This window comes from Pseudomonas sp. R2-7-07, from assembly GCF_003852355.1.
Lineage (GTDB): Bacteria > Pseudomonadota > Gammaproteobacteria > Pseudomonadales > Pseudomonadaceae > Aquipseudomonas.
Genome location: NZ_CP027759.1, coordinates 2,289,002 through 2,310,235 on the forward strand (window position 1 = coordinate 2,289,002; position 21,234 = coordinate 2,310,235).

Annotated in this window: 18 protein-coding genes and 1 pseudogene; 12 read left to right on the plus strand and 7 right to left on the minus strand. The window is 62.3% G+C overall.

The window, feature by feature from the left end; all coding sequences use genetic code 11:
• Positions 1-10: 10 nt before the first annotated feature.
• The 3 genes from C4J86_RS10590 to C4J86_RS10600 all read right to left on the minus strand — a co-directional run bounded on the left by C4J86_RS10590 (position 11) and on the right by C4J86_RS10600 (position 3,783).
• Positions 11-2,248 carry a molybdopterin cofactor-binding domain-containing protein gene (locus C4J86_RS10590; RefSeq protein ID WP_124372415.1) on the minus strand — a complete coding sequence of 746 codons (2,238 nt, stop codon included), beginning with the start codon at positions 2,246-2,248 and terminating at the stop codon, positions 11-13.
• Complete coding sequence (locus C4J86_RS10595) at positions 2,248-2,706, minus strand: (2Fe-2S)-binding protein (RefSeq protein ID WP_124370337.1); 459 nt, start codon at positions 2,704-2,706, stop codon at positions 2,248-2,250. The genes C4J86_RS10590 and C4J86_RS10595 overlap by 1 nt, the downstream gene beginning before the upstream one ends.
• Before the next feature lie 168 nt (positions 2,707-2,874).
• A complete protein-coding gene (locus C4J86_RS10600) occupies positions 2,875-3,783 on the minus strand; it encodes a LysR family transcriptional regulator (protein ID WP_124362365.1) in 909 nt (302 codons plus the stop codon).
• A 137-nt stretch (positions 3,784-3,920) separates the two neighbouring features.
• Here C4J86_RS10600 and C4J86_RS10605 point away from each other — a divergent pair, with 137 nt between their 5' ends.
• Complete coding sequence (locus tag C4J86_RS10605) at positions 3,921-5,282, plus strand: MFS transporter (RefSeq protein WP_124362366.1); 1,362 nt, start codon at positions 3,921-3,923, stop codon at positions 5,280-5,282.
• Entirely contained in the window at positions 5,279-6,553 is a 1,275-nt protein-coding gene (locus C4J86_RS10610) for a glucarate dehydratase family protein (RefSeq protein ID WP_124370338.1), read from the plus strand. The genes C4J86_RS10605 and C4J86_RS10610 overlap by 4 nt, the downstream gene beginning before the upstream one ends.
• A 68-nt stretch (positions 6,554-6,621) precedes the next feature.
• Here the strand turns inward: C4J86_RS10610 and C4J86_RS10615 are convergent, their stop codons facing one another.
• A complete protein-coding gene (locus C4J86_RS10615; RefSeq protein WP_124370339.1) occupies positions 6,622-7,560 on the minus strand; it encodes a LysR family transcriptional regulator in 939 nt (312 codons plus the stop codon).
• 108 nt (positions 7,561-7,668) lie between these two features.
• On the opposite strand from C4J86_RS10615, the gene C4J86_RS10620 reads away from it, so the two are divergent.
• Positions 7,669-9,168 (plus strand): CoA-acylating methylmalonate-semialdehyde dehydrogenase, encoded by a 1,500-nt coding sequence (locus C4J86_RS10620; protein WP_124370340.1) that lies wholly within the window; start codon positions 7,669-7,671, stop codon positions 9,166-9,168.
• Positions 9,169-9,512: 344 nt separating this feature from the next.
• On the opposite strand, the gene C4J86_RS10625 is transcribed toward C4J86_RS10620, so the two are convergent.
• Positions 9,513-10,757 (minus strand): saccharopine dehydrogenase family protein, encoded by a 1,245-nt coding sequence (locus C4J86_RS10625; protein WP_124370341.1) that lies wholly within the window; start codon positions 10,755-10,757, stop codon positions 9,513-9,515.
• 28 nt (positions 10,758-10,785) lie between these two features.
• Entirely contained in the window at positions 10,786-11,883 is a 1,098-nt protein-coding gene (locus tag C4J86_RS10630; RefSeq protein WP_124370342.1) for a carboxynorspermidine decarboxylase, read from the minus strand.
• 352 nt (positions 11,884-12,235) lie between these two features.
• Between C4J86_RS10630 and C4J86_RS10635 the strand changes: the two genes are divergently transcribed.
• The 9 genes and pseudogenes from C4J86_RS10635 (at position 12,236) to C4J86_RS10675 (ending at position 20,793) form a co-directional block, all read left to right on the plus strand.
• Positions 12,236-13,255, plus strand: coding sequence for a LacI family DNA-binding transcriptional regulator (locus tag C4J86_RS10635; protein ID WP_124370343.1), 1,020 nt, complete (start codon positions 12,236-12,238; stop codon positions 13,253-13,255).
• Positions 13,239-14,243, plus strand: coding sequence for an ABC transporter substrate-binding protein (locus C4J86_RS10640; protein WP_124370344.1), 1,005 nt, complete (start codon positions 13,239-13,241; stop codon positions 14,241-14,243). Before C4J86_RS10635 ends, C4J86_RS10640 begins: the two co-directional genes overlap by 17 nt.
• On the plus strand, positions 14,244-15,062 hold the full coding sequence (locus C4J86_RS10645) for an iron ABC transporter permease (RefSeq protein ID WP_124370345.1): 819 nt from the start codon (positions 14,244-14,246) through the stop codon (positions 15,060-15,062).
• Positions 15,059-15,853: an ABC transporter permease gene (locus tag C4J86_RS10650; RefSeq protein WP_124366629.1), complete on the plus strand. Its 795-nt coding sequence runs from the start codon at positions 15,059-15,061 to the stop codon at positions 15,851-15,853. Before C4J86_RS10645 ends, C4J86_RS10650 begins: the two co-directional genes overlap by 4 nt.
• The gene (locus C4J86_RS10655; protein ID WP_124370346.1) at positions 15,850-16,881 is read left to right on the plus strand and encodes an ABC transporter ATP-binding protein; all 1,032 of its coding nucleotides are present in this window, start codon (positions 15,850-15,852) and stop codon (positions 16,879-16,881) included. Before C4J86_RS10650 ends, C4J86_RS10655 begins: the two co-directional genes overlap by 4 nt.
• 10 nt (positions 16,882-16,891) lie before the next feature.
• A complete protein-coding gene (locus tag C4J86_RS10660) occupies positions 16,892-17,725 on the plus strand; it encodes a phosphodiesterase (RefSeq protein WP_124370347.1) in 834 nt (277 codons plus the stop codon).
• A gap of 132 nt (positions 17,726-17,857) precedes the next feature.
• A pseudogene (locus tag C4J86_RS10665) lies at positions 17,858-18,988 on the plus strand (5-methyltetrahydropteroyltriglutamate--homocysteine S-methyltransferase); the annotation flags it as partial.
• Positions 18,989-19,044: 56 nt separating this feature from the next.
• On the plus strand, positions 19,045-20,154 hold the full coding sequence (gene zapE / locus C4J86_RS10670) for a cell division protein ZapE (protein ID WP_124370348.1): 1,110 nt from the start codon (positions 19,045-19,047) through the stop codon (positions 20,152-20,154).
• A gap of 147 nt (positions 20,155-20,301) precedes the next feature.
• Positions 20,302-20,793, plus strand: a complete 492-nt coding sequence (locus C4J86_RS10675) for a GNAT family N-acetyltransferase (RefSeq protein WP_124370349.1) — start codon at positions 20,302-20,304, stop codon at positions 20,791-20,793.
• 99 nt (positions 20,794-20,892) lie between these two features.
• On the opposite strand, the gene C4J86_RS10680 is transcribed toward C4J86_RS10675, so the two are convergent.
• Positions 20,893-21,105: a hypothetical protein gene (locus tag C4J86_RS10680; RefSeq protein WP_124362381.1), complete on the minus strand. Its 213-nt coding sequence runs from the start codon at positions 21,103-21,105 to the stop codon at positions 20,893-20,895.
• Positions 21,106-21,234 lie beyond the last annotated feature (129 nt).

Sequence of the window (21,234 nt, forward strand, 5' to 3'; positions counted from 1 at the left end):
TCCCTGTGGGTTAACTGAAGGTGTAGCGGCTCAACGGCAAGCTGCGGATGCGCTGGCCGGTCAACTGTGCCACCGCGTTGGCCACTGCTGGCGCCACGGCGGGCAACGGTGGTTCGCCAATACCGCCCATTTTTTCGCCGCTCTCGACGATCTTCACGTGTACCCGTGCCATCCGCGAGGGCGGCAGGATCGGGTACAAATCGTAGTTGCGCGCCCGTGGCTTACCGTCCACGTAGACCGCTTCCTCCAGCAAGGTTTGCGACAGGCCCAAGGCCACGGCGCCGTTGACCTGGGCTTCAATGATCGCCGGGTTGACGATGCTGCCCGGGTCGATGGCTTGCCAGATGTCATGCACCTTGACCTGGCCGTTGTCGATCGACACTTCGGCGATCACCGCCGCGTGGGAGCCAAACGGTGAGGCCATGGCCACGCCACGCGCCCGTCGGCTGCCGTCTTCGGCGGTGAACGGCCCGCGCTTCCAGCCGCCGGACAGCTCGCCCACCGCTTGCAGCAGAGTGGTCAGCCGCGCATTGTCGCGCAGCAGGTGCAGGCGCAGTTCGTACGGGTCATGGCCGCCCTTGTCGGCCAGTTCATCGAGGAACGCTTCATAGAAGAAGTCGTTCAACGAATTGCCCACCGAACGCCAGTAACCGAGCATGGCCGGGCCCTTGACGTAAATCTGAGCGATGCGCTTGTTGGGGATCGCATAACTTTTGCCGGACAGGCCTTCCAGGGCCGTGGGGTCGAGGGCATCGCCTTGCTTGCCGGCAATCGCTTCGGTGGGGCCTTCGGTGGCGCTCACCGCTTCAATGGCCAGCGGCAGGCCCTTGTCATCCAGCGCGGCGCGGAACTTGACCACCGCCACCGGGCGCAGCACATCGCGCACGAACTCTTCCTCGCGACTCCAGATCAGCTTGATCGGCCGGCCGACAGCCTTGGCCAGGGCGATAGCCTGCGGGTAGGGGTTGGCCGAGTCATACAAAAAATGCCGCCCGAAAAAGCCGCCGAGCAGCGGCGAGTGCAGGGTGATTTGCTCAACGGCCAGGCCGGTGCGCTTGGCGATGTCGGCGCGGAACATATCCGGCGCCTGGTTCGGCAGCCACACCTCCAGCGTGCCGTCGCGGTTATAGCGCGCCAGCGCCGAGGGCGGCTCGAGCTGAGCGTGGTTGAGGTATTGGTTGTGATAGGTGGCGTCGACGCGGGTCTTGGCGTTGGCCAGCGTGGCGGCCACGTCACCCTGGTTTTCGTCGTCGCGGGCCGGGCCTTGCTGGGCGGCGAGAAAGTCGCGGTATTTATCGCTGGAAAAGTCCGCCGGCATTGCGCGCACAGTGGAGTCGGCGGCAGCTTCGAGCCATTCCACCTGGATCGCTTCCACGGCCCGCTTGGCGTGCCACCAGCGTTCGGCCACCACCGCCACGGCGCCGGGCAAGGTGTGCACCGAATGCACGCCCTTCATGGCCTCGACCTGGGCCTGGTTGCGCAGGCTGCCCACCGTCATGCCCAGGCGCGGTGCGTGCTGCACTGCGGCGTGGAGCATGCCGTCGACTTTCAGGTCGATGCTGTACTGCGCTTTGCCGGTGGATTTGTCATAGGCATCCAGGCGTTTGACCGGCTTGCCGATCCAGCGGAACTGGCTCGGGTCGCGCAGGGTGATGCTGGCCGGGTCGGGCACGGGCATGTCCAGGGCGCGGCCGGCCAACTCGCCGTAACCCAGCGAGCGGCCCGACGCGGCATGCACCACCCGGCCCGGTTGCGTGGTCAGTTGCGCCACGGGCACACCGAGCTGTTCGGCGCCAGCCTGCATCAACATGGCGCGGGCGAGGGCGCCGAGGCGGCGCATGGTCGGGTAGCTCATGCGCACCGACATGCTGCCGCCGGTGATGCGCAGGCCATTTTCCATCACCACGTAGGCTTCACCGGGCGGTGCCGCTTCGACCACGAAGGTTGCAGGGTCGGCATCCAGCTCCTCGCCGATGATCTGCGCCATGGCGGTGTGCGTGCCCTGGCCGCCTTCCATGAAGGGGCTGAGCAGGCGCACGCTGCCGTCCGGGCGAATCTCCAGGAACGCCGGCACCTGGGTGCCGCGTTCAGCGGCGTTGCCCGTGGCAGCCTGCACCCTGGAAGCGCCGAGGGGCAGGCCGAAGCCGATGACCAATGCACCGACGGCGGTGCTCGCCAGAAAGCGTCGACGCGACAGGTTGATCGGTGCGTCCAGGGTCACGCCGGGCAGAATCTCGGACGTCTTCATCATGCGGTCTCCTTGCCGGCGGCCAGGTCATCCATGGCGGCGTAGATGGCATTGTAGGTGCCGCAGCGGCACAGGTTGATCATGGCCGCGTTGATCTGCTCTTTCGACGGTGCAGGGGTGTGCTTGAGCAGCGCCGTGGCCGCCATCACCTGCCCGGACTGGCAGTAACCGCATTGCGCCACCTGGCGCTCGACCCAGGCCGCGACCACGCGCTTGCCCACGTCATCGGCTTCAATCGCCTCGATGGTGGTGATCTCGCGGCCGACCAGCGCCGCCACCGGCGTGACGCACGAGCGCACCACGTTGCCGTCCACCAGCACCGAACACGCGCCGCACTGGGCCAGGCCGCAGCCGTACTTGGTGCCGGTCAGGCCCAGGTCGTCGCGGATCACCCACAGCAACGGCGTGTCGGCGTCGGCATCGACCTGATAGGCCTGTTGGTTAATACGTAATTCCATGGCGGCTCACCTGCTGATCATCGGTTGGTGGTGCTGAGTTCTTAGAGTTCTTATAAGAGAGGTGCGACCGCAGGTCGCCCATCGTCGAACTCTAGACCAGCGCGCAAGGGCCATCTATGCAATAGCCCACAAGTTCAGAGGATCAGGCAAGTATTCAACAGGATTGGGTCAATGGGGCGCCAGCAAGCTCGCTCCCGCAGCGCTGCGGATACCTTCCAGGAGCATGGTGAACGCCGGGTTGTCGTTGTGCTCGCGCCAGATCAGGTGCAGCTCGCTCTGCGCGCCTTCGCCCAGGTCGATATCGCGGAACACCACATTCTTGAACACCACGCTGCTGGCGCAACGCGGCACCAGGGCCAGGCCCATGCCGGCGTTGACCAGGGCGAGGATGGTCAGGGACGAGCCGAGCCACTGCACATACTCCGGCGCGACACGGGCCGAGCGCAGCAGGCCGGTGAGCAATTCGTTGAACGGCGGGTAGGCGGAATGGGCGTACATCAGGAACGGCTGCGCATCCAGGTCTTGCACGCTGACGGTCTCTGCCTGGGCCAGCCGATGGCTGCTCGGCACCGCCAGCACAAACGGCTCGCGCACCAGGCATTCAGTGGCGTAGCCGGGCTCCAGCAGCGGCGCGCGGACGATGCCCAGGTCGATGCGTCGGGCGCGCAGAGCTTCGTATTGCTGGTAGGTGTTCATCTCGGACAGGTCGATCTTGACGTGGGGCTGCTTGAGGCGCGCCTCGGCAATCACTTTGGGTAAAAACTCATACACCGCGCTGCCGACGAAGCTGATATTGACCGTACCGATATCGCCCTCGGCAAAGCGTCGCGCGGTGACGGCCGCTTGCTGGGCACGCTCGAGCAGGTTCTGCGCCTCGATGAAAAAAGCCCGGCCGGCGGCGGTCAGGGCGACGCTGCGGGTGGTGCGGGTAAACAGCTCCACGCCCAGGTGATGCTCGAGCAACTGGATCTGCCGGCTAAGGGGCGGCTGCGTCATGTTCAGCCGTTCAGCCGCCCGGCGGAAATTCAGTTCGGTGGCCACGGTGGTGAAGCAGCGCAGTTGGGTCAGTTCGAACATTGATCTAATTCCAGTATCAATCGAATGCCAGGTTAGATTAGACGGGAACAATCCTCGGCGTCCATCATCGGTCTGCCCCTAGAAAAAACAATCCCTAAAAAAACGATCCCTAAAAAAACAATGACTGGGAGTTGCCCGTGGATACCCTTCACAATCCGCCAGACCCGAGCGTGCTCGCCCGCGCTGCTGCCAAGGTCAAGCGCCATGTCCTGCCGCTGTTCGTGGTGATGTTCATCGTCAACTACATCGACCGGGTCAATATCGGCTTCGTGCGCAGCCATATGGAAACCGACCTGGGCATTGGCGCGGCGGCCTACGGCTTGGGCGCCGGGTTGTTCTTTATTGGCTATGCGATTTTCGAAGTGCCATCCAATTTGCTGCTGCAACGCTACGGCGCGCGGGCCTGGCTGACGCGCATCATGTTCACCTGGGGCGCGGCCGCGATGGGCATGGCCTTTGTGCAGGGGGAAACCAGTTTCTACGTGTTGCGCTTTGTGCTCGGCGCCGCCGAAGCCGGGTTCTTTCCCGGCATCATCTACTACTTCACCCAGTGGCTGCCGGCCAGCGAGCGCGGCAAGGCCATGGCGGTTTTCCTCAGCGGTTCGGCCATTGCCTCAGTGATCTCCGGGCCGGTGTCGGGCGCGCTGCTGAATGTCAGCGGGTTCAGCCTGCATGGCTGGCAATGGATGTTCCTGATCGAAGGCTTCGCCTCCATCGTGCTCTGCGGGTTTGTGTGGTTCTGGTTGCAGTCCCATCCCCATCAGGCCAAGTGGCTCAGTGACGAAGAAAAACACGCGCTGGTCAGTGCCATTGCGCTGGAGCAGCAGGCGCGCGAGGCGAGCCAGTGCGTGCGGCCGTCGATGTTCAAGCTGTTGGCCGACAAACAGATCGCGCTGTTCTGCTTTATCTACTTTTCCATCGCCCTGACCATCTACGGCGCCACCTTCTGGCTGCCGAGCATGATCAAGAAAATGGGCAACCTGGGTGACTTCCAGGTGGGCTTGTTCAATGCCATTCCGTGGTTGATTTCCATCGTCGCCATGTACGGCTTCGCGGCGCTGGCCAGCAAGTGGAAGCACCAGCAAGCCTGGGTGTCGCTGATGCTGGTGATCGCGGCGTTCGGCATGTTCATGTCTACCCTGGGCGGGCCGGTGTTTGCGTTCGTCGCCATCTGTTTTGCCGCGATTGGCTTCAAGGCCGCGTCGGCGCTGTTCTGGCCGATTCCCCAGGGTTACCTGGATGCGCGGATCGCGGCGGCGGTGATTGCGTTGATCAATTCGGTGGGCAACCTGGGCGGGTTCGTCGCGCCTACCACCTTCGGTTTGCTGGAGCAGACCACCGGGTCCATCGAGGGCGGGCTCTACGGCCTGGCCGCCACTTCGCTGGTGGCGGCGGTGGTGGTGTTCTTTGCCCGCACCGCACCGCGTGGCGGTACACCGTCCAACCCATCCACCGCGCCTCACCCTTTGTCTTCAGATCCACAGGGAGCCGTCTCTTGAAAATTATCCGCGTCACCGTCACCCCGATTGCCTTTCGCGACCCGCCGCTGTTGAACGCCAGCGGCATCCACGAGCCTTTCGCGCTGCGCTCGATCATCGAGATTGAAAGCGACACCGGCTACATCGGCCTCGGCGAAAGCTATGGCGATGCCCCGGCGCTGGCGATCCAGCAACAGGTACAGCAACAGCTGATCGGCCTGGACCCGTTCAACCTCAATGGCCTGCGCGCTATCGTGCAGGCCACCGTGGCCGCGCATAAACCGCTGAGCGTGGCCGGTGCGGAACTGGCGCCGGGCTCCCATGCCAGCAAAGCCGTGAGCAATGCCTATTCGGCGTTCGAAGTGGCGTTTCTCGACCTGCAGGCGCATTCGCTGAATGTACCGCTGGTGGACCTGCTCGGCGGCGCGATCCGTGACCAGATCCCGTTCAGCGCCTACCTGTTTTTCAAATACGCCGAACACATTGATTCGCCCTACAAGCCCGACAGCTGGGGCGAAGCCCTGACTGAAGCGCAGATCGTCGCCCAGGCCCGGCGCATGCTCGAGACCTACGGTTTCAAAAGCATCAAGCTCAAGGCCGGCGCACTGGAACCCGAGCATGAAGTGCGCTGCATCAAGGCGCTGAAAAAGGCCTTTCCCGGTGTGCCGCTACGCATCGACCCGAACGCTAACTGGTCTCTGGCCACCTCGATTCGCATGGCCGAACTGCTCGGCGATGACCTGCAATATTACGAAGACCCGACCCCCGGCCTGGAGGGCATGGCCGAGCTGCACAAGCGAACCGGCTTGCCCCTGGCGACTAACATGGTGGTCACCGATTTTGACGAGTTCCGCCGCAGCGTGGCGTTGAACAGCGTGCAGATCGTGCTGGCCGACCACCATTACTGGGGCGGCCTGCGCGACACCCAAGTGCTGGCGAAGATGTGCCACACCTTTGGCCTGGGCGTGTCGATGCACTCCAACTCACACTTGGGCATCAGCCTGATGGCCATGGCCCACGTCGCGGCGTCGGTGCCCAACCTCGACTATGCCTGCGATACGCATTACCCGTGGCAGGAGCCGGATGAAGAGGTGATCAAGGGCGGCAAACTGCCCATCGTCGACGGCTGCGTGAGCATCACTCGCGCGCCGGGGCTGGGCCTGGAACTGGACCACGATCAGTTAGGCAAGCTGCATGACCAATACCTCAGTTGCGGTATCCGCCAGCGTGACGATGTGAAACAGATGAAGCGCTACCAACCGACGTGGAAAACCGTCAAGCCACGTTTCTGAAGCCGGTCGCTTCGCTTTGCCCGGTGACGCATCCGCGTGCGTCGCCGGGCCTTTTTTTGTGCGCCGCCTCAGCCCTCGAATCGAAACCCACCCGCCAACTGCGCCTTTAAAAAACCTACCAGCGCGCTCACTGCCTTCGGCACATGGGGCGAGTAGGGGCGGATCAGGTAGATTTCATCGGCGAATGCGCCCTTGAGCGTCCACCCCTTCAATACCTGCACCAGCTTGCCCTCGGCCAGCGCCGCATGGGCGCTGAAATCCGGCAGCAGGGCAATGCCCAGGTGATTGAGCGCCGCGTCGCGCAGGGCTTCGCTGTTGTTGGTGGCGAAGCTGCCGGCGATGGGCACGGTCAGGCGTTCGAGGTGTTTGCTGCCGCGTTCGAAGGTCCAGGCCGGCTGGTCGGCCCCCCGTGGGTAAAACAGACAGTTGTGCGCCGACAGATCACCCGGCTCGCGGGGTTCGCCATGGCGCTGCAGGTAATCGCGGGTGGCGACCAGCACCGAGGCGGTGTCGCAGAGCTTCCAGGCCACATGGGTCTCGGGGATCTGGAAACCATGGCGCACGGCCAGGTCGTAACCTTCGGCGGCCAGCGAACTCAAGGCGTCGGACACGTCCAGCTGAATGCGCACCTGCGGGTATTGGCGCAGGAATTGCGGCAGATGCGGCACCAGCTGTTGCCGGGCGAACGCTACCGGGGCGGTCAGCCGCACCAGGCCACGCACTTCGCCGGCCAGGTCACGCACCGCAGAGAAGCTGCGAGCGATGTGTTCATAGGCGCTGCGCACCTCGCGGGTCAACGACAGCCCCGCATCGGTCAGCCGTACGCTGCGCGTGGTGCGCGTCACCAGGCGGGCGCCGGTGGCCTTTTCCAGGTCGGAAATCCGCTGGCTCACCGCTGACTTGCTCACCCCAAGGCGCGCGGCAGCGGCGGTGTAGGTGCCGTGTTCTTCCAGCACTGAAAGCCAATGGATGTGGGTCCACAGCCCTTCGATCTCTGCTTTTTCCATGGGAGTATTGTTCGCCAGGATGCACAATAAGTTCAAGATTCTGCTCTGGTTCGGAACAAAGCGAAAGCCTAAGGTGTGTACCAACGCCAACCACCTGGATCGCCTGCCATGCCGATTACCCTTGAGCACTACATCAACGACCAGCGCGTGAGCCGCGATGATCGCTATCAGGACGTCTACAACCCGGCCACCGGCGCAGTCACCGCGCGCGTGGCCCTGGCCAGCCGCCAGACCGTGGCTGAAGCCGTCGCCGCCGCCCAGGCCGCCTTTGCCGGTTGGGCCGACACCCCGCCGATCCGCCGAGCCCGTGTGCTGTTCGAATACCTGCACCTGCTGCGTGAACGCAAGGATGACCTGGCACGCATCATCGTCGCCGAACACGGCAAGGTGTTTACCGATGCCCAGGGCGAAGTCGACCGTGGTATCGACATCCTCGAGTTCGCCTGCGGCATTCCCAACCTGCTCAAGGGCGAACATTCCGACCAGGTTTCCCGTGGCATGGACAACTGGACAATGCGCCAGCCGCTGGGCGTGGTGGCCGGCGTCACGCCGTTCAACTTCCCGGTGATGGTGCCGATGTGGATGTACCCGATCGCGATTGCGGCGGGTAATACCTTCATTCTCAAGCCAAGCCCCACCGACCCGAGCGCCTCGTTGTTCATGGCCGAGCTGCTGCGCGAAGCGGGCCTGCCCAAGGGCGTGTTCAACGTGGTGCAGGGCGACAAGGAAGCGGTGGACGCGCTGATCGAACACCCGGACGTCAAGGCCGTGAGTTTTGTCGGTTCCACGCCGATTGCCCAGTACATCTACGAAAGCGGTGCGCGTAACGGCAAACGCGTGCAAGGCCTGGGCGGCGCGAAAAACCATATGGTGGTGATGCCCGACGCGGATATCGAACGCACCGTCGATGCCCTGATGGGCGCCGCCTACGGCAGTGCCGGCGAGCGTTGCATGGCAATCTCGGTGGCGGTGCTGGTGGGCGATGTGGGTGACAAGGTCATCGCTGCCTTGACCGAACGCGCCAAGCAACTGCGCATTACCGATGGCCGCGACCTCAAGGCCGAAATGGGCCCGATCGTGTCCCGCGCTGCCCTGGAGCGGATCAGCGGCTATATCGAGCAAGGCGTGCAAGCCGGCGCGCAACTGCTGCTTGATGGCCGCGACTACGTGCCCACCGAAGCGGGTTTGGAAAACGGCTTCTGGCTTGGCGCGACGCTGTTCGACCACGTCACCAAGGAAATGAGTATCTACCGCGAAGAAATCTTCGGCCCGGTGCTGGCCTGCGTGCGCGTGGATGATTTCGCCGCCGCAGTGAAACTGGTCAACGACCACGAGTTCGGCAACGGCGTCAGCTGCTTCACCCGCGACGGCAACATTGCCCGCGAATTTGCGCGGCGCATCGAAGTGGGCATGGTCGGCATCAACGTACCGATCCCGGTGCCGATGGCCTGGCATGGGTTTGGTGGCTGGAAAAAAAGCCTGTTTGGCGACATGCATGCCTATGGCACCGAGGGCGTGCGTTTTTATACCAAGCAGAAATCGATCATGCAGCGTTGGTCGGAGAGCATCGAGCAGGGCGCGGAGTTTGCGATGCCGGTGTCGAAGTAAGGTTTACCCCTGCACCACAAAACCTGATGTGGGAGGGGGCTTGCCCTAATGCCAGTCAGTTAAGAAGTAGAAAGGGTAAAAAGTAACCTGTGGCGAGGGAGCTTGCTCCCGCTGGACTGCGCAGCAGTTCCATTTTTGGGGCCGCTTCGCGGCCCAGCGGGAGCAAGCTCCCTCGCCACAGGTACAGTGTTCGTCCTTAACTGACTGGCATTAGGGCTTGGCCCAGATGCAGTGTGTCAGCCGGCTCAGTTGTAGCTGATGCATCGCCATCGGGGGCAAGCCCCCTCCCACAAAAAAAATGCGCCCAATCGGGCGCATTCTTTTGTTCGGTCAGCTATCGCCGGTCAGGCAATCGCATCCCAGGCGCGATCACCGTGCTCGTCTTTGATCCGAGTCGGCAAGCCCATCACGTCCAGCGCTTTGAGGAACGGCTCAGCCGGCAGTTCCTCGACGTTGGCCATGTGTTTGACATCCCACTCGCCGCGCGCCACCAGCAGCGCAGCGGCTACCGGTGGGACGCCTGCGGTGTACGAGATGCCTTGGCTGTCGGTCTCGGCAAAGGCTTCTTCGTGATCAGCCACGTTGTAGATGAACATCTCGCGCGGCTGGCCGTTCCGGGTGCCTTTGACCAGGTCGCCAATGCAGGTTTTGCCGGTATAGCCCGGTGCGAGCGATGACGGGTCAGGCAGTACCGCCTTGACCACTTTCAACGGCACCACTTCCAGGCCTTCAGCGGTTTTGACGGGCTTCTCGGAAAGCAGGCCGAGGTTTTTCAGTACGGTGAATACGTTGATGTAGTGTTCACCGAAACTCATCCAGAAACGCACATTGGGCACGTCGAGGTTTTTCGACAGCGAGTGCACTTCATCGTGGCCGGTGAGGTAGAGGTTCTGCGAACCGACTACCGGCAGGTCGTCGGTGCGTTTGACTTCGAACATGGTGTTGCTGGTCCACTGGCTGTTCTGCCAGCTCCACACCTGTCCGGTGAACTCGCGGAAGTTGATTTCCGGGTCGAAATTGGTGGCGAAGTATTTGCCGTGGGAGCCGGCATTGACGTCGAGAATGTCGATCGAATCAATGCGGTCGAAATGCTGTTGCTGCGCCAGCGCGGCGTACGCGTTGACGACACCCGGGTCGAAGCCCACGCCAAGGATGGCCGTGATGTTCTTCTGTTTGCATTCTTCCAGGTGGTTCCATTCGTAGTTGCCGTACCACGGCGGGGTCTCGCAGACCTTGCCCGGCTCTTCGTGGATGGCGGTGTCGAGGTAAGCCACGCCCGTATCGATGCAGGCACGCAGCACCGACATGTTGAGAAACGCGGAACCCACGTTGATGACGATCTGCGAGCCGGTCTCGCGGATCAGGGCCTTGGTCGCTTCCACGTCTAGGGCGTTCAGCGCGAAGGCCTGGATGTCGGCGGGTACCTTGAGGCTACCCTTGGCCTTGACGCTGTCGATGATGGCCTGGCATTTGGAGATGTTGCGCGACGCGATAGCAATACGACCGAGTTCGTCGTTGTGCTGCGCGCACTTGTGGGCCACCACCTTGGCGACACCTCCTGCACCAATGATAAGAACGTTCTTTTTCAATTGCTTTATTTCTCCTATATCCGCCAGCTTACGAAAGGCTGGACAGGTAGTCGTCGTAACCAAATTCACGAACCACTTCGACTGTACCGTCGAGTTGTTTCACTACGATGGACGGCATTTTCAGGCCGTTGAACCAGTTTTTCTTGACCATGGTGTAGCCAGCGGTGTCGATGAACGACAGCCGATCGCCGATGGCCAGCGGACGATCAAATTGATACTCGCCGAAGATGTCGCCGGCCAGGCAGGATTTGCCGCACACCATATAGGTATGCTCACCCTCGCTCGGCGCCAGCTTGGCGTTGAGGCGGTAGATCAGCAGGTCCAGCAGGTGGGCTTCGATGGAGCTGTCGACCACGGCGAGGTTTTTACCGTTGTAGAGCGTGTCGAGCACGGTGACTTCCAGGGACGCGCTGTTGGTGATCGCCGCTTCGCCGGGCTCCAGGTATACCTGCACGCCATACTTTTCGGAGAATGCCTTCAACCGTGCGCAAAACGCATCCAGCGCATAGCCTTCACCGGTGAAATGGATGCCGCCGCCGAGGCTGACCCATTGGACCTTGTGCAGCAGCGCGCCGAAGCGTTCTTCGATGGTGCCGAGCATGCTGTCGAACAGGCTGAAATCGCCGTTCTCGCAGTTGTTGTGGAACATGAAACCGGAGATTTGATCGATCACGCCGTCGATCTTCACCGGGTCCCACTCGCCCAGGCGGCTGAACGGACGCGCCGGGTCGGCCAGCAGGTAATCGGAGCTGCTCACCTGTGGGTTGACGCGCAGGCCACGGGTCTTGCCTTCGGAACGTTCGGCAAAACGCTGCAGTTGGCTGATGGAGTTGAAGATGATCTTGTCGCAGTTCTCCAGCATCTCTTCGATTTCATCGTCGGCCCAGGCCACGCTGTAGGCGTGCGCTTCACCTTCGAACTTCTGGCGACCGAGCTTCAACTCATACAGCGACGACGAGGTGGTGCCGTCCATGTATTGCTGCATCAGGTCGAACACCGACCAGGTGGCAAAGCACTTGAGCGCCAGCAGAGCCTTGGCGCCGGACTGCTCGCGCACGTAGGCAATCTTCTGCATGTTGACCAGAAGCTTCTGTTTATCGATGAGGTAGTACGGCGTTTTGATCATTTTTGAGAGCCTGCGGCGGTGCCTGCCAAAAAAGGACACGCATTGTGCCCGCACTTGGATCGAATCGAAAGGTTAGCCGGCGGATTTTGCTGCGCCGGTTTTACGATCTTAACCACTGAGTATGACTACTGATCGTTCCCACGCTCTGCGTGGGAATGCATCCCATGACGCTCCGCGTCACCTCACAAGCGGGACGCAGAGCGTCCAGGCGGCGTTCCCACGCAGAGCGTGGGAACGATCAACGCTGTGTAGCCAGGCTTCACTGACATCAAACCGTCATCTCCCCACCACCTTCCTGCCACATTCCCCCGTTACTGTCCTCGCCAATGAGATCGATCTCAAGCGAGTGACGATGACTGACCTGAAAGACGTTGCGCAGCTGGCTGGCGTATCCCGCGCCACTGCCGCCCGCACCTTTGCCTCCCCCGACCAGGTGCGCCCGGCCACCCGCGAGCAGGTGTTTGCCGCTGCCCGTGAGTTGGGCTTTCGGCCCAACTTGCTCGGTCGCCAACTGCGCCTGCAAACAACCCGGTTGATTGGCGTGGTGGTGCCCAACTTGCTCAATCCGGTGTTCGCCGAACAGTTCCAGGCCATGGAACGTGCCGCGCGGTTGCGCGGCTACAGCCTGGTGCTGGCGACTACCGACTACAGCGCTGAACGCGAAAGCATGGTGGTGGAAGAACTGCTGCGCCAACGTGTCGACGGCCTGGTACTGACGGTCACCGATGCCGAGAGCAACAGCGTGCTCAACAGCCTCGCCAGCGAACAGACCCCATTCGTGCTGGCCTACCACCAACCGAGCAACCCCAGCTACAGCGCCGTGTCGGTCGACAACCGCGCCGGCATGGCCATGGCCACCCGATATCTGCTGGAAGCAGGGCACCGGCGCATCAGCATGGTTGCGGGCCCCGCGTTGCAGTCCGACCGTGCGCGCCTGCGTTACGCCGGTTACTGCGACGCGATGCAAGCCTACGGTCTCAAGAGCCGCCCGGTGATCGAAATGCCCGCGCACACCCAGGCTGAATTCGTCGCCATCCAGCCGTACCTTGAAGGCCCCGCGGCGCCCACGGCACTGGTGTGTTCCAACGACTTCCTCGCCATCAGCCTGATCGCCGAACTGCGTCGCAACGCCTGGCACGTATCCGAGCAACTCTCGGTGATGGGCTTTGACGGCATTGACCTCGGCACCCAGATGCACCCAACCCTGTGCAGCGTGGTGCAGCCCATCGCGCTGCTCGCCAGCACAGTGATTGACCAATTGCTGGCGCAGATCGCCGGCAACGCCCCGATTTCCCATTGCCTGCCTTGCCATATCCGGCCGGGCGAAAGCACTCAACCCCACGAGGAATCCCTTGATGCGCGCATTGCGTAAAACCCTGGCCGCCGTGCTGCTGTGTGGTATGGCCAGCCTGGCCCAGGCCGCCGACACCGCGATTTGCTACAACTGCCCGCCGGACTGGGCCGACTGGGGCACCCAACTCAAGGCCATTGCCGCCAGCACCGGCGTGCAAGTGCCGCTGGATAACAAGAACTCCGGCCAATCGCTGGCGCAACTGGTGGCCGAAAAGGCTGCACCCGTCGCCGACGTGGTGTACTACGGGGTGACCTTTGGCCTGCAGGCGCAAAAAGCCGGCGTGGTCGACGGCTACACACCCAAGGGCTGGGAGCAGATCCCCGCCGGCCTGAAAGACCCGGCGGGCCAGTGGTTCGCAATTCACTCCGGCACCTTGGGCATCATGGTCAACGTCGATGCATTGGGTGGCCTGCCGGTGCCGCAAAGCTGGGCCGACCTGCTCAAGCCGCAATACAAAGGCATGGTCGGCTACCTGGACCCGTCCAGCGCCTTCGTCGGTTACGTCTCTGCCGTGGCGATCAACCGCGCAATGGGCGGCGACCTGGACAACTTCGCCCCGGCTATCGACTACTTCCAGAAACTGGCGAAAAACGCGCCCATCGTGCCCAAGCAGACCGCCTATGCGCGGGTGCTGTCCGGCGAATTGCCGATCCTGGTGGACTACGACTTCAACGCCTACCGCGCCCGCTATAAGGACAACGCCAACGTTGCCTTCGTGATCCCCAAAGAGGGCAGCATCAGTGTGCCCTACGTGATGAGCCTGGTGGCCAACGCGCCGCACCGCGCCAATGGTGAGAAGGTGCTGGACTTCGTGCTGTCGGATCAAGGCCAGGCACTCTGGGCCAAGGCTTACTTGCGTCCGGTACGCCCGGTGCAGATGCCGGCTGAGGTCGCCGCGCAGTTCCTGCCCGACAGCGACTATGCGCGCGCCGGCGTGGTGGACTACCAGAAAATGGCCGCCGTGCAGGAAGCCTTCGCGGCCCGTTATCTGAACGAGGTCAAGTAAGTGGCCACATCGGCAAAACGTGCGGCCTGGGCGCTGGCTCCGGCCTTTGCGGTGCTGTTCGCATTCTGGATGCTGCCGCTGGCGCACTTGATCGTGCTCGGCGGCGAAAGCCGCGACAGCCACGGCAGCGGCTATTGGCAGGTGCTCAGCAGCGCGCAGTACCTGGGCAGCCTGGCGCAGACCTGTGTGCTGGCCATCGTCGTGACGTTCACGGCGTTATTGATTGGCGGCATCAGCGGCGTGTTTCTCGCGCGCCAGCGGTTTTTCGGGCGCTCGGCGTTGGTGGCCTTGCTCACGTTTCCCCTGGCGTTTCCCGGGGTGGTGGTGGGCTTCCTGGTCATCCTGTTGGCCGGGCGCCAGGGGCTGCTGGCGTCGCTCGGCCTGCAATTGGCCGGTGAGCGCTGGATCTTTGCCTATTCGCTGGCCGGGTTGTTTGTCGGCTACCTGTATTTCTCGATTCCACGGGTAATCCTCACGGTGATGGCGGCCTGCGAAAGCCTCGACCGTAGCCTGGAAGAAGCCGCGCATTCACTGGGCGCCGGGCATTGGCGCGTGGTCTGCGACGTGATCGTGCCGGGCCTGGCGCCGGCGCTGGCGTCCTGCGGGGCAATCTGTTTTGCCACGTCCATGGGCGCCTTCGGCACGGCCTTTACCTTGGGCACGCGGCTGAACGTCACCCCGGTGGCGATCTACAACGTGTTCACCAATTACGCCAACTTTGCCGTCGCCGCCGCGTTGTCGGTGGTGCTTGGCGCGGTGACCTGGGCGGTGTTGTTGCTCACGCGACGCCTGGTGAAAAACGCGGGGACGGTCTTGTGAAGCGCTCATCGCTGTTTGTGATTCAACTGCTGTTCACCTTGCTGGTGTGCGCGTTCATGTTGGTGCCGGTGCTGATGTCGTTGCTGGCCGGGTTGACGCGCAATTTCTTCGTCGGCGTGTCCAGTGGACTGACCTTCGATTGGCTGGTGCAGGTATGGCAGGCCTATTCGCCGACCGTATGGCTATCGTTGCAACTGGCCCTGGCCTGCGCGGTGTGCGTCTGCGTGATCGGCGTGCCGGCGGCCTACGCCCTGGTGCGCATGAACAACCGCTTCAGCCGCGCCTTCGAGGAACTGATGGTGCTGCCGGTGGCGATGCCGGGCCTGGCCAGTGCGCTGGCCTTGCTGCTCACCTACGGCCAGTTCGGCACGTTTCGCAGCAGTTGGTTGTTCATCCTGGTGGGGCATGTGCTGTTCACCTTGCCGTTCCTGGTGCGCCCGGTGATGGCGGTGATGCAGCGCCAGCATCTGCCGGTGCTGGAAGAGGCGGCGGCCAGCCTTGGCGCCGGGCCCATCAAACGCTTTTTCAGCGTGGTGGTGCCCAACAGCCGGGCAGGGATTCTGGCGGGTGTGCTGATGGTGGTCACCTTGTCCCTGGGTGAGTTCAACCTGACCTGGATGCTGCACACACCGATGACCAAGACCTTGCCGGTCGGCCTGGCCGACAGCTACGCCTCGGCGCGCCTGGAAATCGCCAGCGCCTATACCCTTATCTTTTTGCTGATGATCGTACCGCTGCTGATTGCATTGCAGGCCATCAGTGCCCGTTTATCCCGTGGAGAGCGTCGATGACCGCTATCACTATCCGCCTGCAAGGCTGTCGCAAGGCATTCGCCGACGGCACCGTGGCCGTGCATGACCTGGACCTGACCGTCGAAGGCGGCGAAACCCTGGCGATTCTTGGCCCATCGGGCTGTGGCAAAACCACCACCTTGCGCCTGATCGCCGGGCTGGAGCGCCCGGATGTGGGCCAGGTGTTTTTCGGCAACGACGACGTCACGCGCCTGCCCATCGAGCGTCGCGACGTGGGCATGGTGTTCCAGAATTACGCGCTGTTTCCCAACCTGGATGTGGCCGGCAATATCGTCTACGGCTTGAAGATTCGCGGGATGTCGGTGCTTGCGCGCAACAAGCGCTGCGACGAATTGCTGGAGCTGGTGGGCCTGCAACAGCATGGCAAGCGCAGCATCCACGAATTGTCCGGTGGCCAGCGTCAACGCGTGGCCCTGGCCCGTGCCCTGGCGCCGCGCCCGAAGGTCCTGTTGCTGGATGAACCGCTGGCAGCCCTCGATGCGCAACTGCGTGAGCGCCTGCGCAGTGAGCTCAATGAATTGCTGCGTGGCCTGGGCATCACCTCGGTGTTCGTCACCCACGACCAGGGCGAAGCCATGGCCCTGGGTGATCGCATCCTGGTGATGGAGCACGGCCGCGTCGCGCAACTGGCCAGCCCACGGGACATTTACCAGAAACCGGCGAATGCATTTGTCGCCGGTTTTGTCGGCAACCTGAATGCCTTTCACGTGCTGGACCAGTCGGTCCATGGCTTGAAGGTGAGCGGCGGTGTGCTGCCGTGGCACGCGGCCAGTCAACCCACCACGGTGTACTGCCGCCCCGAACACCTGCGGGTCATGGAAGGCGAAGGGCACCTGCACGGCCATCTGCTCGCACAGTTTTTCCAGGGCGCGCAAAGCCGCCTGCTGGTGGAGGTGGGGGGTCGGCAACCGCTGCTGGTGGACAGCAGCGACAACCAGCTGTACGCCGTCGGCGCGCCGATTGCCCTGGCGATCGCGCCGCACATGTTGTTCACCCTGAATGCGTGAGAGTCTGTTTGTGAATCGTACGTTTCTTGTTGCACAGATCAGCGACCTGCACCTTAAAGCCGGCGAGCGCCTCACCTATGGCGTCGTCGATACCCTGGGCGCGCTGCGTCGTGCCGTCGACCACCTCAACGCCAGCCATCCACGGCCCGATATCGTGGTGGTCAGCGGCGACCTGGTGGACTTCGGTCGCCCCAATGAGTACGCCGTGCTGCACCCCGAACTCGCACGCCTGCACATGCCGTGCTACTTGGTGCCAGGCAACCACGACACACGCGGTCCGTTGCTCGAAGCATTCCGTGATCACGCCTATTTGCCGACGTCGGCAGAGGGCCCGCTGGACTGGGTGGTGGACGAGCATCCGCTGCGTTTGATCGGCCTGGACTCGACCATCCCCGGTGGCCATGGCGGGCAATTGCTGGACAGCCAGTTGCAATGGCTGGACGAGCAACTGGCGCGACGCCGGGATGCGCCGACCTTGCTGATTCTGCACCACCCGCCGTTTATGAGCGGCATCGGCCATATGGACCGCGAACCATTTATCAATGCCGCCGCCCTGGAAACAGTCGTGGCGCGCCACCCGCAAGTTGAACGCCTGCTGTGCGGGCACCTGCACCGGCCGATGCAGCGACGCTTTGGTGGCAGCTTGAGCTGCGTGTGCCCCGGCACCTCCCATCAGATCGTGCTGGATTTGCAAGACGCCGCGCCCGCGCATTTCAACCTGGAGCCGGCGGGATATCTGTTGCATCGCTGGGACGCGCAACAGGGGTTGCTCAGCCACAACGGCGTGTTCGGGGATTACCCCGGCCCGTATCCGTTCTATGACGCTCATGGGTTGATTGACTGATCCGATTGACTGATCACTCCCGGTTTAAACATGAGTGGAACTTGTGATCATCTAAAATAAAATGAGTTTGTCTCACTATCGGCATCTGCCGACAATGGCTGCCATTGAATACCTACAGTGGAGTTGTAAGTCATGGCAGTCGCTCATTCCCTCGGATTCCCGCGCATTGGACGCGACCGTGAACTGAAGAAAGCGCAGGAAGCGTTCTGGAAGGGCGAACTCGACGAAGCCGGCCTGCGTGCCGTGGGCCGTGACTTGCGCAAGGCCCACTGGGCGCTGCAAAAACAAGCGGGCATTGAGCTGCTGCCCGCAGGTGATTTCGCCTGGTACGACCAGGTGCTGACCCACTCGCTGATGTTTGGCGTAGTCCCCGAGCGTTTTCGCCCAGCCGATGGTCAAGCCACGTTGCAGACGTTGTTCGGCATGGCGCGTGGCGTCAGCGATAACTGCTGCGGCGGTGCTCACGCTCAGGAAATGACCAAGTGGTTCGATACTAACTATCACTACCTGGTGCCGGAGTTCAGCGTCGACCAGCAATTCCACCTCGGGTGGGAACAGTTGTTCGAAGAAGTCCAGGAAGCGCGCGATCTCGGGCACAGCGTCAAGCCGGTCGTCATCGGCCCGCTGACCTACCTGTGGCTGGGCAAGGCCAAGGGCGCTGACTTCGACAAGCTCGAGCTGCTCGACCGCCTGCTGCCGCTGTATGGTCAGATCTTCCAGCGCCTGGCCGAGCTGGGCGTGGAGTGGGTGCAGATCGACGAGCCGATCCTGGTGCTCGACCTGCCGCAGGCCTGGAAGAATGCTTTTGAGCGCGCCTATAACCTGATCCAGCGCGACCCGCTGAAAAAGCTGGTCGCCACCTACTTTGGCGGGCTGGAGGAAAACCTCGGCCTGGCCGCCAACCTGCCGGTCGATGGCCTGCACATCGATCTGGTGCGGGCGCCGGAGCAATACCCGACCATCCTCGACCGCCTGCCGGCGTACAAGGTGCTGTCCCTGGGCGTGGTCGACGGTCTCAACCTAGGGCGCTGCGACTTGGAAAAGGTCCTGGCGACCTTGCAGCGCGCCCACGAAAAACTGGGCGATCGTTTGTGGGTGGCGCCGTCTTGCCCGCTGCTGTACAGCCCGGTGGGCCCGGAGCGTGACGACCGGCTGAACGTCGGGCCGGGCAGTTGGCTGACCTGCGCCTTGCAAACGTGCGCGCAAGTCGCAGCGCTGGCCGAGGCCGTCGACCCTCCTCAGATGCCAAGCGCCTGCGGAGCTGGGTTGACGGCGAAAACTGCGCGGCTGGCCTTCGCGTAGTAGGTCATACTGGCGCCATGACTTTCGACTCGCCGCTCGCCGCTTATCAAGATGCCATCGCCCAGCAGGGTTTCGTGCCCGACGACGCCCAGCACGCGGCGGTGCAGGCCTTGCAAACCTGTCACCAGGCGTTGCACCAGAGCCATTCGCCGATTGCCGGCGTTTACCTGTGGGGGCCGGTGGGGCGCGGCAAGACCTGGTTGATGGACCAGTTCTATCAAAGCCTGCGCGTGCCGGCGCGGCGTCAGCATTTTCATCACTTCATGGGCTGGGTACACCAGCGCTCGTTCCAGCTCAGCGGTATCAAGGACCCGCTGCAGGCGTTGGCGCGGGAACTGAGCCGGGACGTGCGCGTGCTGTGTTTCGATGAGTTGTTCGTCAATGACATCGGTGACGCGATCATTCTCGGCCGTCTGTTCCAGGTGATGTTCGAGGAGGGCGTGGTCATGGTCTGTACGTCCAATCAACCGCCTGAGCAGCTGTACGCCGAGGGTTTCAACCGCGACCGGTTCGTGCCGGGGATCGCGGCGATCAAGCAGCATATGCAGGTGGTGGCGGTGGACGGTGGCGAGGATCATCGCTTGCACGCCGGTGTGGGCCTGCAGCGCTACTGGGTGAATCAGCCGGAGGCACTGGCCACGGTGTTCAGGCAACTGAGCGCGGGGCAAACGGTCAGCGAGGGGAGGGTGGTGAACGTGGGTCATCGCACTATTACGGCGGTGCAGGCCAGTGACGCGGTACTGTGGTGCCGTTACGCCGAACTCTGCGAGCAGCCGCTGGCCGCGATGGATTTCATGCTGCTGTGTGATCGCTTCAAGGCCATCCTGTTGGCGCAGGTGCCCAACCTCAGCGCACCGCAGCGCCCGGGGCGAATCGCCCGGGGTACCGAAGACGGGGCCGAGCGCGTTGTCGCAGGGGACCGTCACTTGCCGGAGCTGTCGGTGCACGACGACAGCGTGCGACGCTTTATAGCGTTGGTGGATGAATGTTACGACCGCAAGGTGCCGTTGTTCATCGAGGCCCAAGTGCCACTGGACCGTCTGTATACCGAAGGCTACCTGGCGTTTCCTTTTCGGCGCACCTTGAGCCGCTTGCGAGAAATGCAGCTGCAGCGCTTCGGCGCCTGACCTCGGCCAGGGCTTTGGATGCCTGCAACCTGGGCGTTTTCTGTCAGGCATTTGTCGTTAATCGCCTTCATCTGCCGCCGACTCCATGCCTACAATCACCCCTCTCAAAGGGATTCGATTCCCTGGTTGTCGTTATCGAGGACGGAAATGGACACCCCTGACATCCTGGTGCTGCAAGCCAGCTACACCAACGCGGTGCACGCCGACGCCATCGGCTCGTTGCTCAACCACTATGCTGAAGATCCAATGGGCGGCGGGCACACCTTGCAAGCCGACCTGTTGCAGCAACTGCCTGGGGAACTGGCCAAGCGCCCCTATGCGTTCAGTGTGCTGGCGTTCGTCGGGGGTGAGCCAGCCGGGCTGGTCAATTGCTTCGAAGGCTTCTCGACATTCGCTTGTCGGCCCTTGGTCAACGTTCATGATGTGGTGGTGGCGAAACAGTTTCGTGGCTTGGGATTGAGCCAGAAGATGCTGCAGAAAGTCGAGGAAATCGCCCGGCAGCGCGGATGCTGCAAAATCACCCTGGAAGTGCTTGAAGGCAATGAGCTGGCACAGTCGGCGTATCGCAAGTTCGGTTTCGACGATTCGGTATTTGATCCCGCCCATGGCCGCATGTTGTTCTGGAGCAAGGCGCTGTAATAAAAACAGGGTAAAAAAAGGCGCCATTGAATGGCGCCTGATAAACCTTTGCCAAGGGAGCGGAATGGCAGAGGGTGTTGCGGATTAACTCAACATTAATTAACTATTGGGTTGTGCTGTTTCGGCAGTAGTGGCTTTAACCGGTTTACCATCGGCGGACGCAACTTGTTGTTCAGCCTTGCCGTGGGTTTTTTCCTGAATGAAGCTGAAGTTGTTGTAGAACTCTTTCGAACGCTCTGAGCCGCCTTCTGCAAAGGCGGCGGCAGAGGTCAGGGTCATCAGGCTGGCGAGCATCAAGGTCGAAAGTTTCATGGCGGTATTCCCATTTAGATTGATAGGTGATCGGTCACTCCCTGATCTGATCGTGGGGCGACTATGGCGTTATCCTATTAAGTGGGAATTAACGAAGTTCACCTGCGAAGTTAACAATTTTGTTAACTT

Coding starts and splice junctions, on each gene's coding strand:
- C4J86_RS10590 (WP_124372415.1), bottom strand. CDS start 2,248: ATGAAGACGTCCGAGATTCTGCCCGGCGTGACCCTGGACGCACCGATC.
- C4J86_RS10595 (WP_124370337.1), bottom strand. CDS start 2,706: ATGGAATTACGTATTAACCAACAGGCCTATCAGGTCGATGCCGACGCC.
- C4J86_RS10600 (WP_124362365.1), bottom strand. CDS start 3,783: ATGTTCGAACTGACCCAACTGCGCTGCTTCACCACCGTGGCCACCGAA.
- C4J86_RS10615 (WP_124370339.1), bottom strand. CDS start 7,560: ATGGAAAAAGCAGAGATCGAAGGGCTGTGGACCCACATCCATTGGCTT.
- C4J86_RS10620 (WP_124370340.1), top strand. CDS start 7,669: ATGCCGATTACCCTTGAGCACTACATCAACGACCAGCGCGTGAGCCGC.
- C4J86_RS10630 (WP_124370342.1), bottom strand. CDS start 11,883: ATGATCAAAACGCCGTACTACCTCATCGATAAACAGAAGCTTCTGGTC.
- C4J86_RS10635 (WP_124370343.1), top strand. CDS start 12,236: ATGACTGACCTGAAAGACGTTGCGCAGCTGGCTGGCGTATCCCGCGCC.
- C4J86_RS10640 (WP_124370344.1), top strand. CDS start 13,239: ATGCGCGCATTGCGTAAAACCCTGGCCGCCGTGCTGCTGTGTGGTATG.
- C4J86_RS10655 (WP_124370346.1), top strand. CDS start 15,850: ATGACCGCTATCACTATCCGCCTGCAAGGCTGTCGCAAGGCATTCGCC.
- zapE (WP_124370348.1), top strand. CDS start 19,045: ATGACTTTCGACTCGCCGCTCGCCGCTTATCAAGATGCCATCGCCCAG.
- C4J86_RS10675 (WP_124370349.1), top strand. CDS start 20,302: ATGGACACCCCTGACATCCTGGTGCTGCAAGCCAGCTACACCAACGCG.
- C4J86_RS10680 (WP_124362381.1), bottom strand. CDS start 21,105: ATGAAACTTTCGACCTTGATGCTCGCCAGCCTGATGACCCTGACCTCT.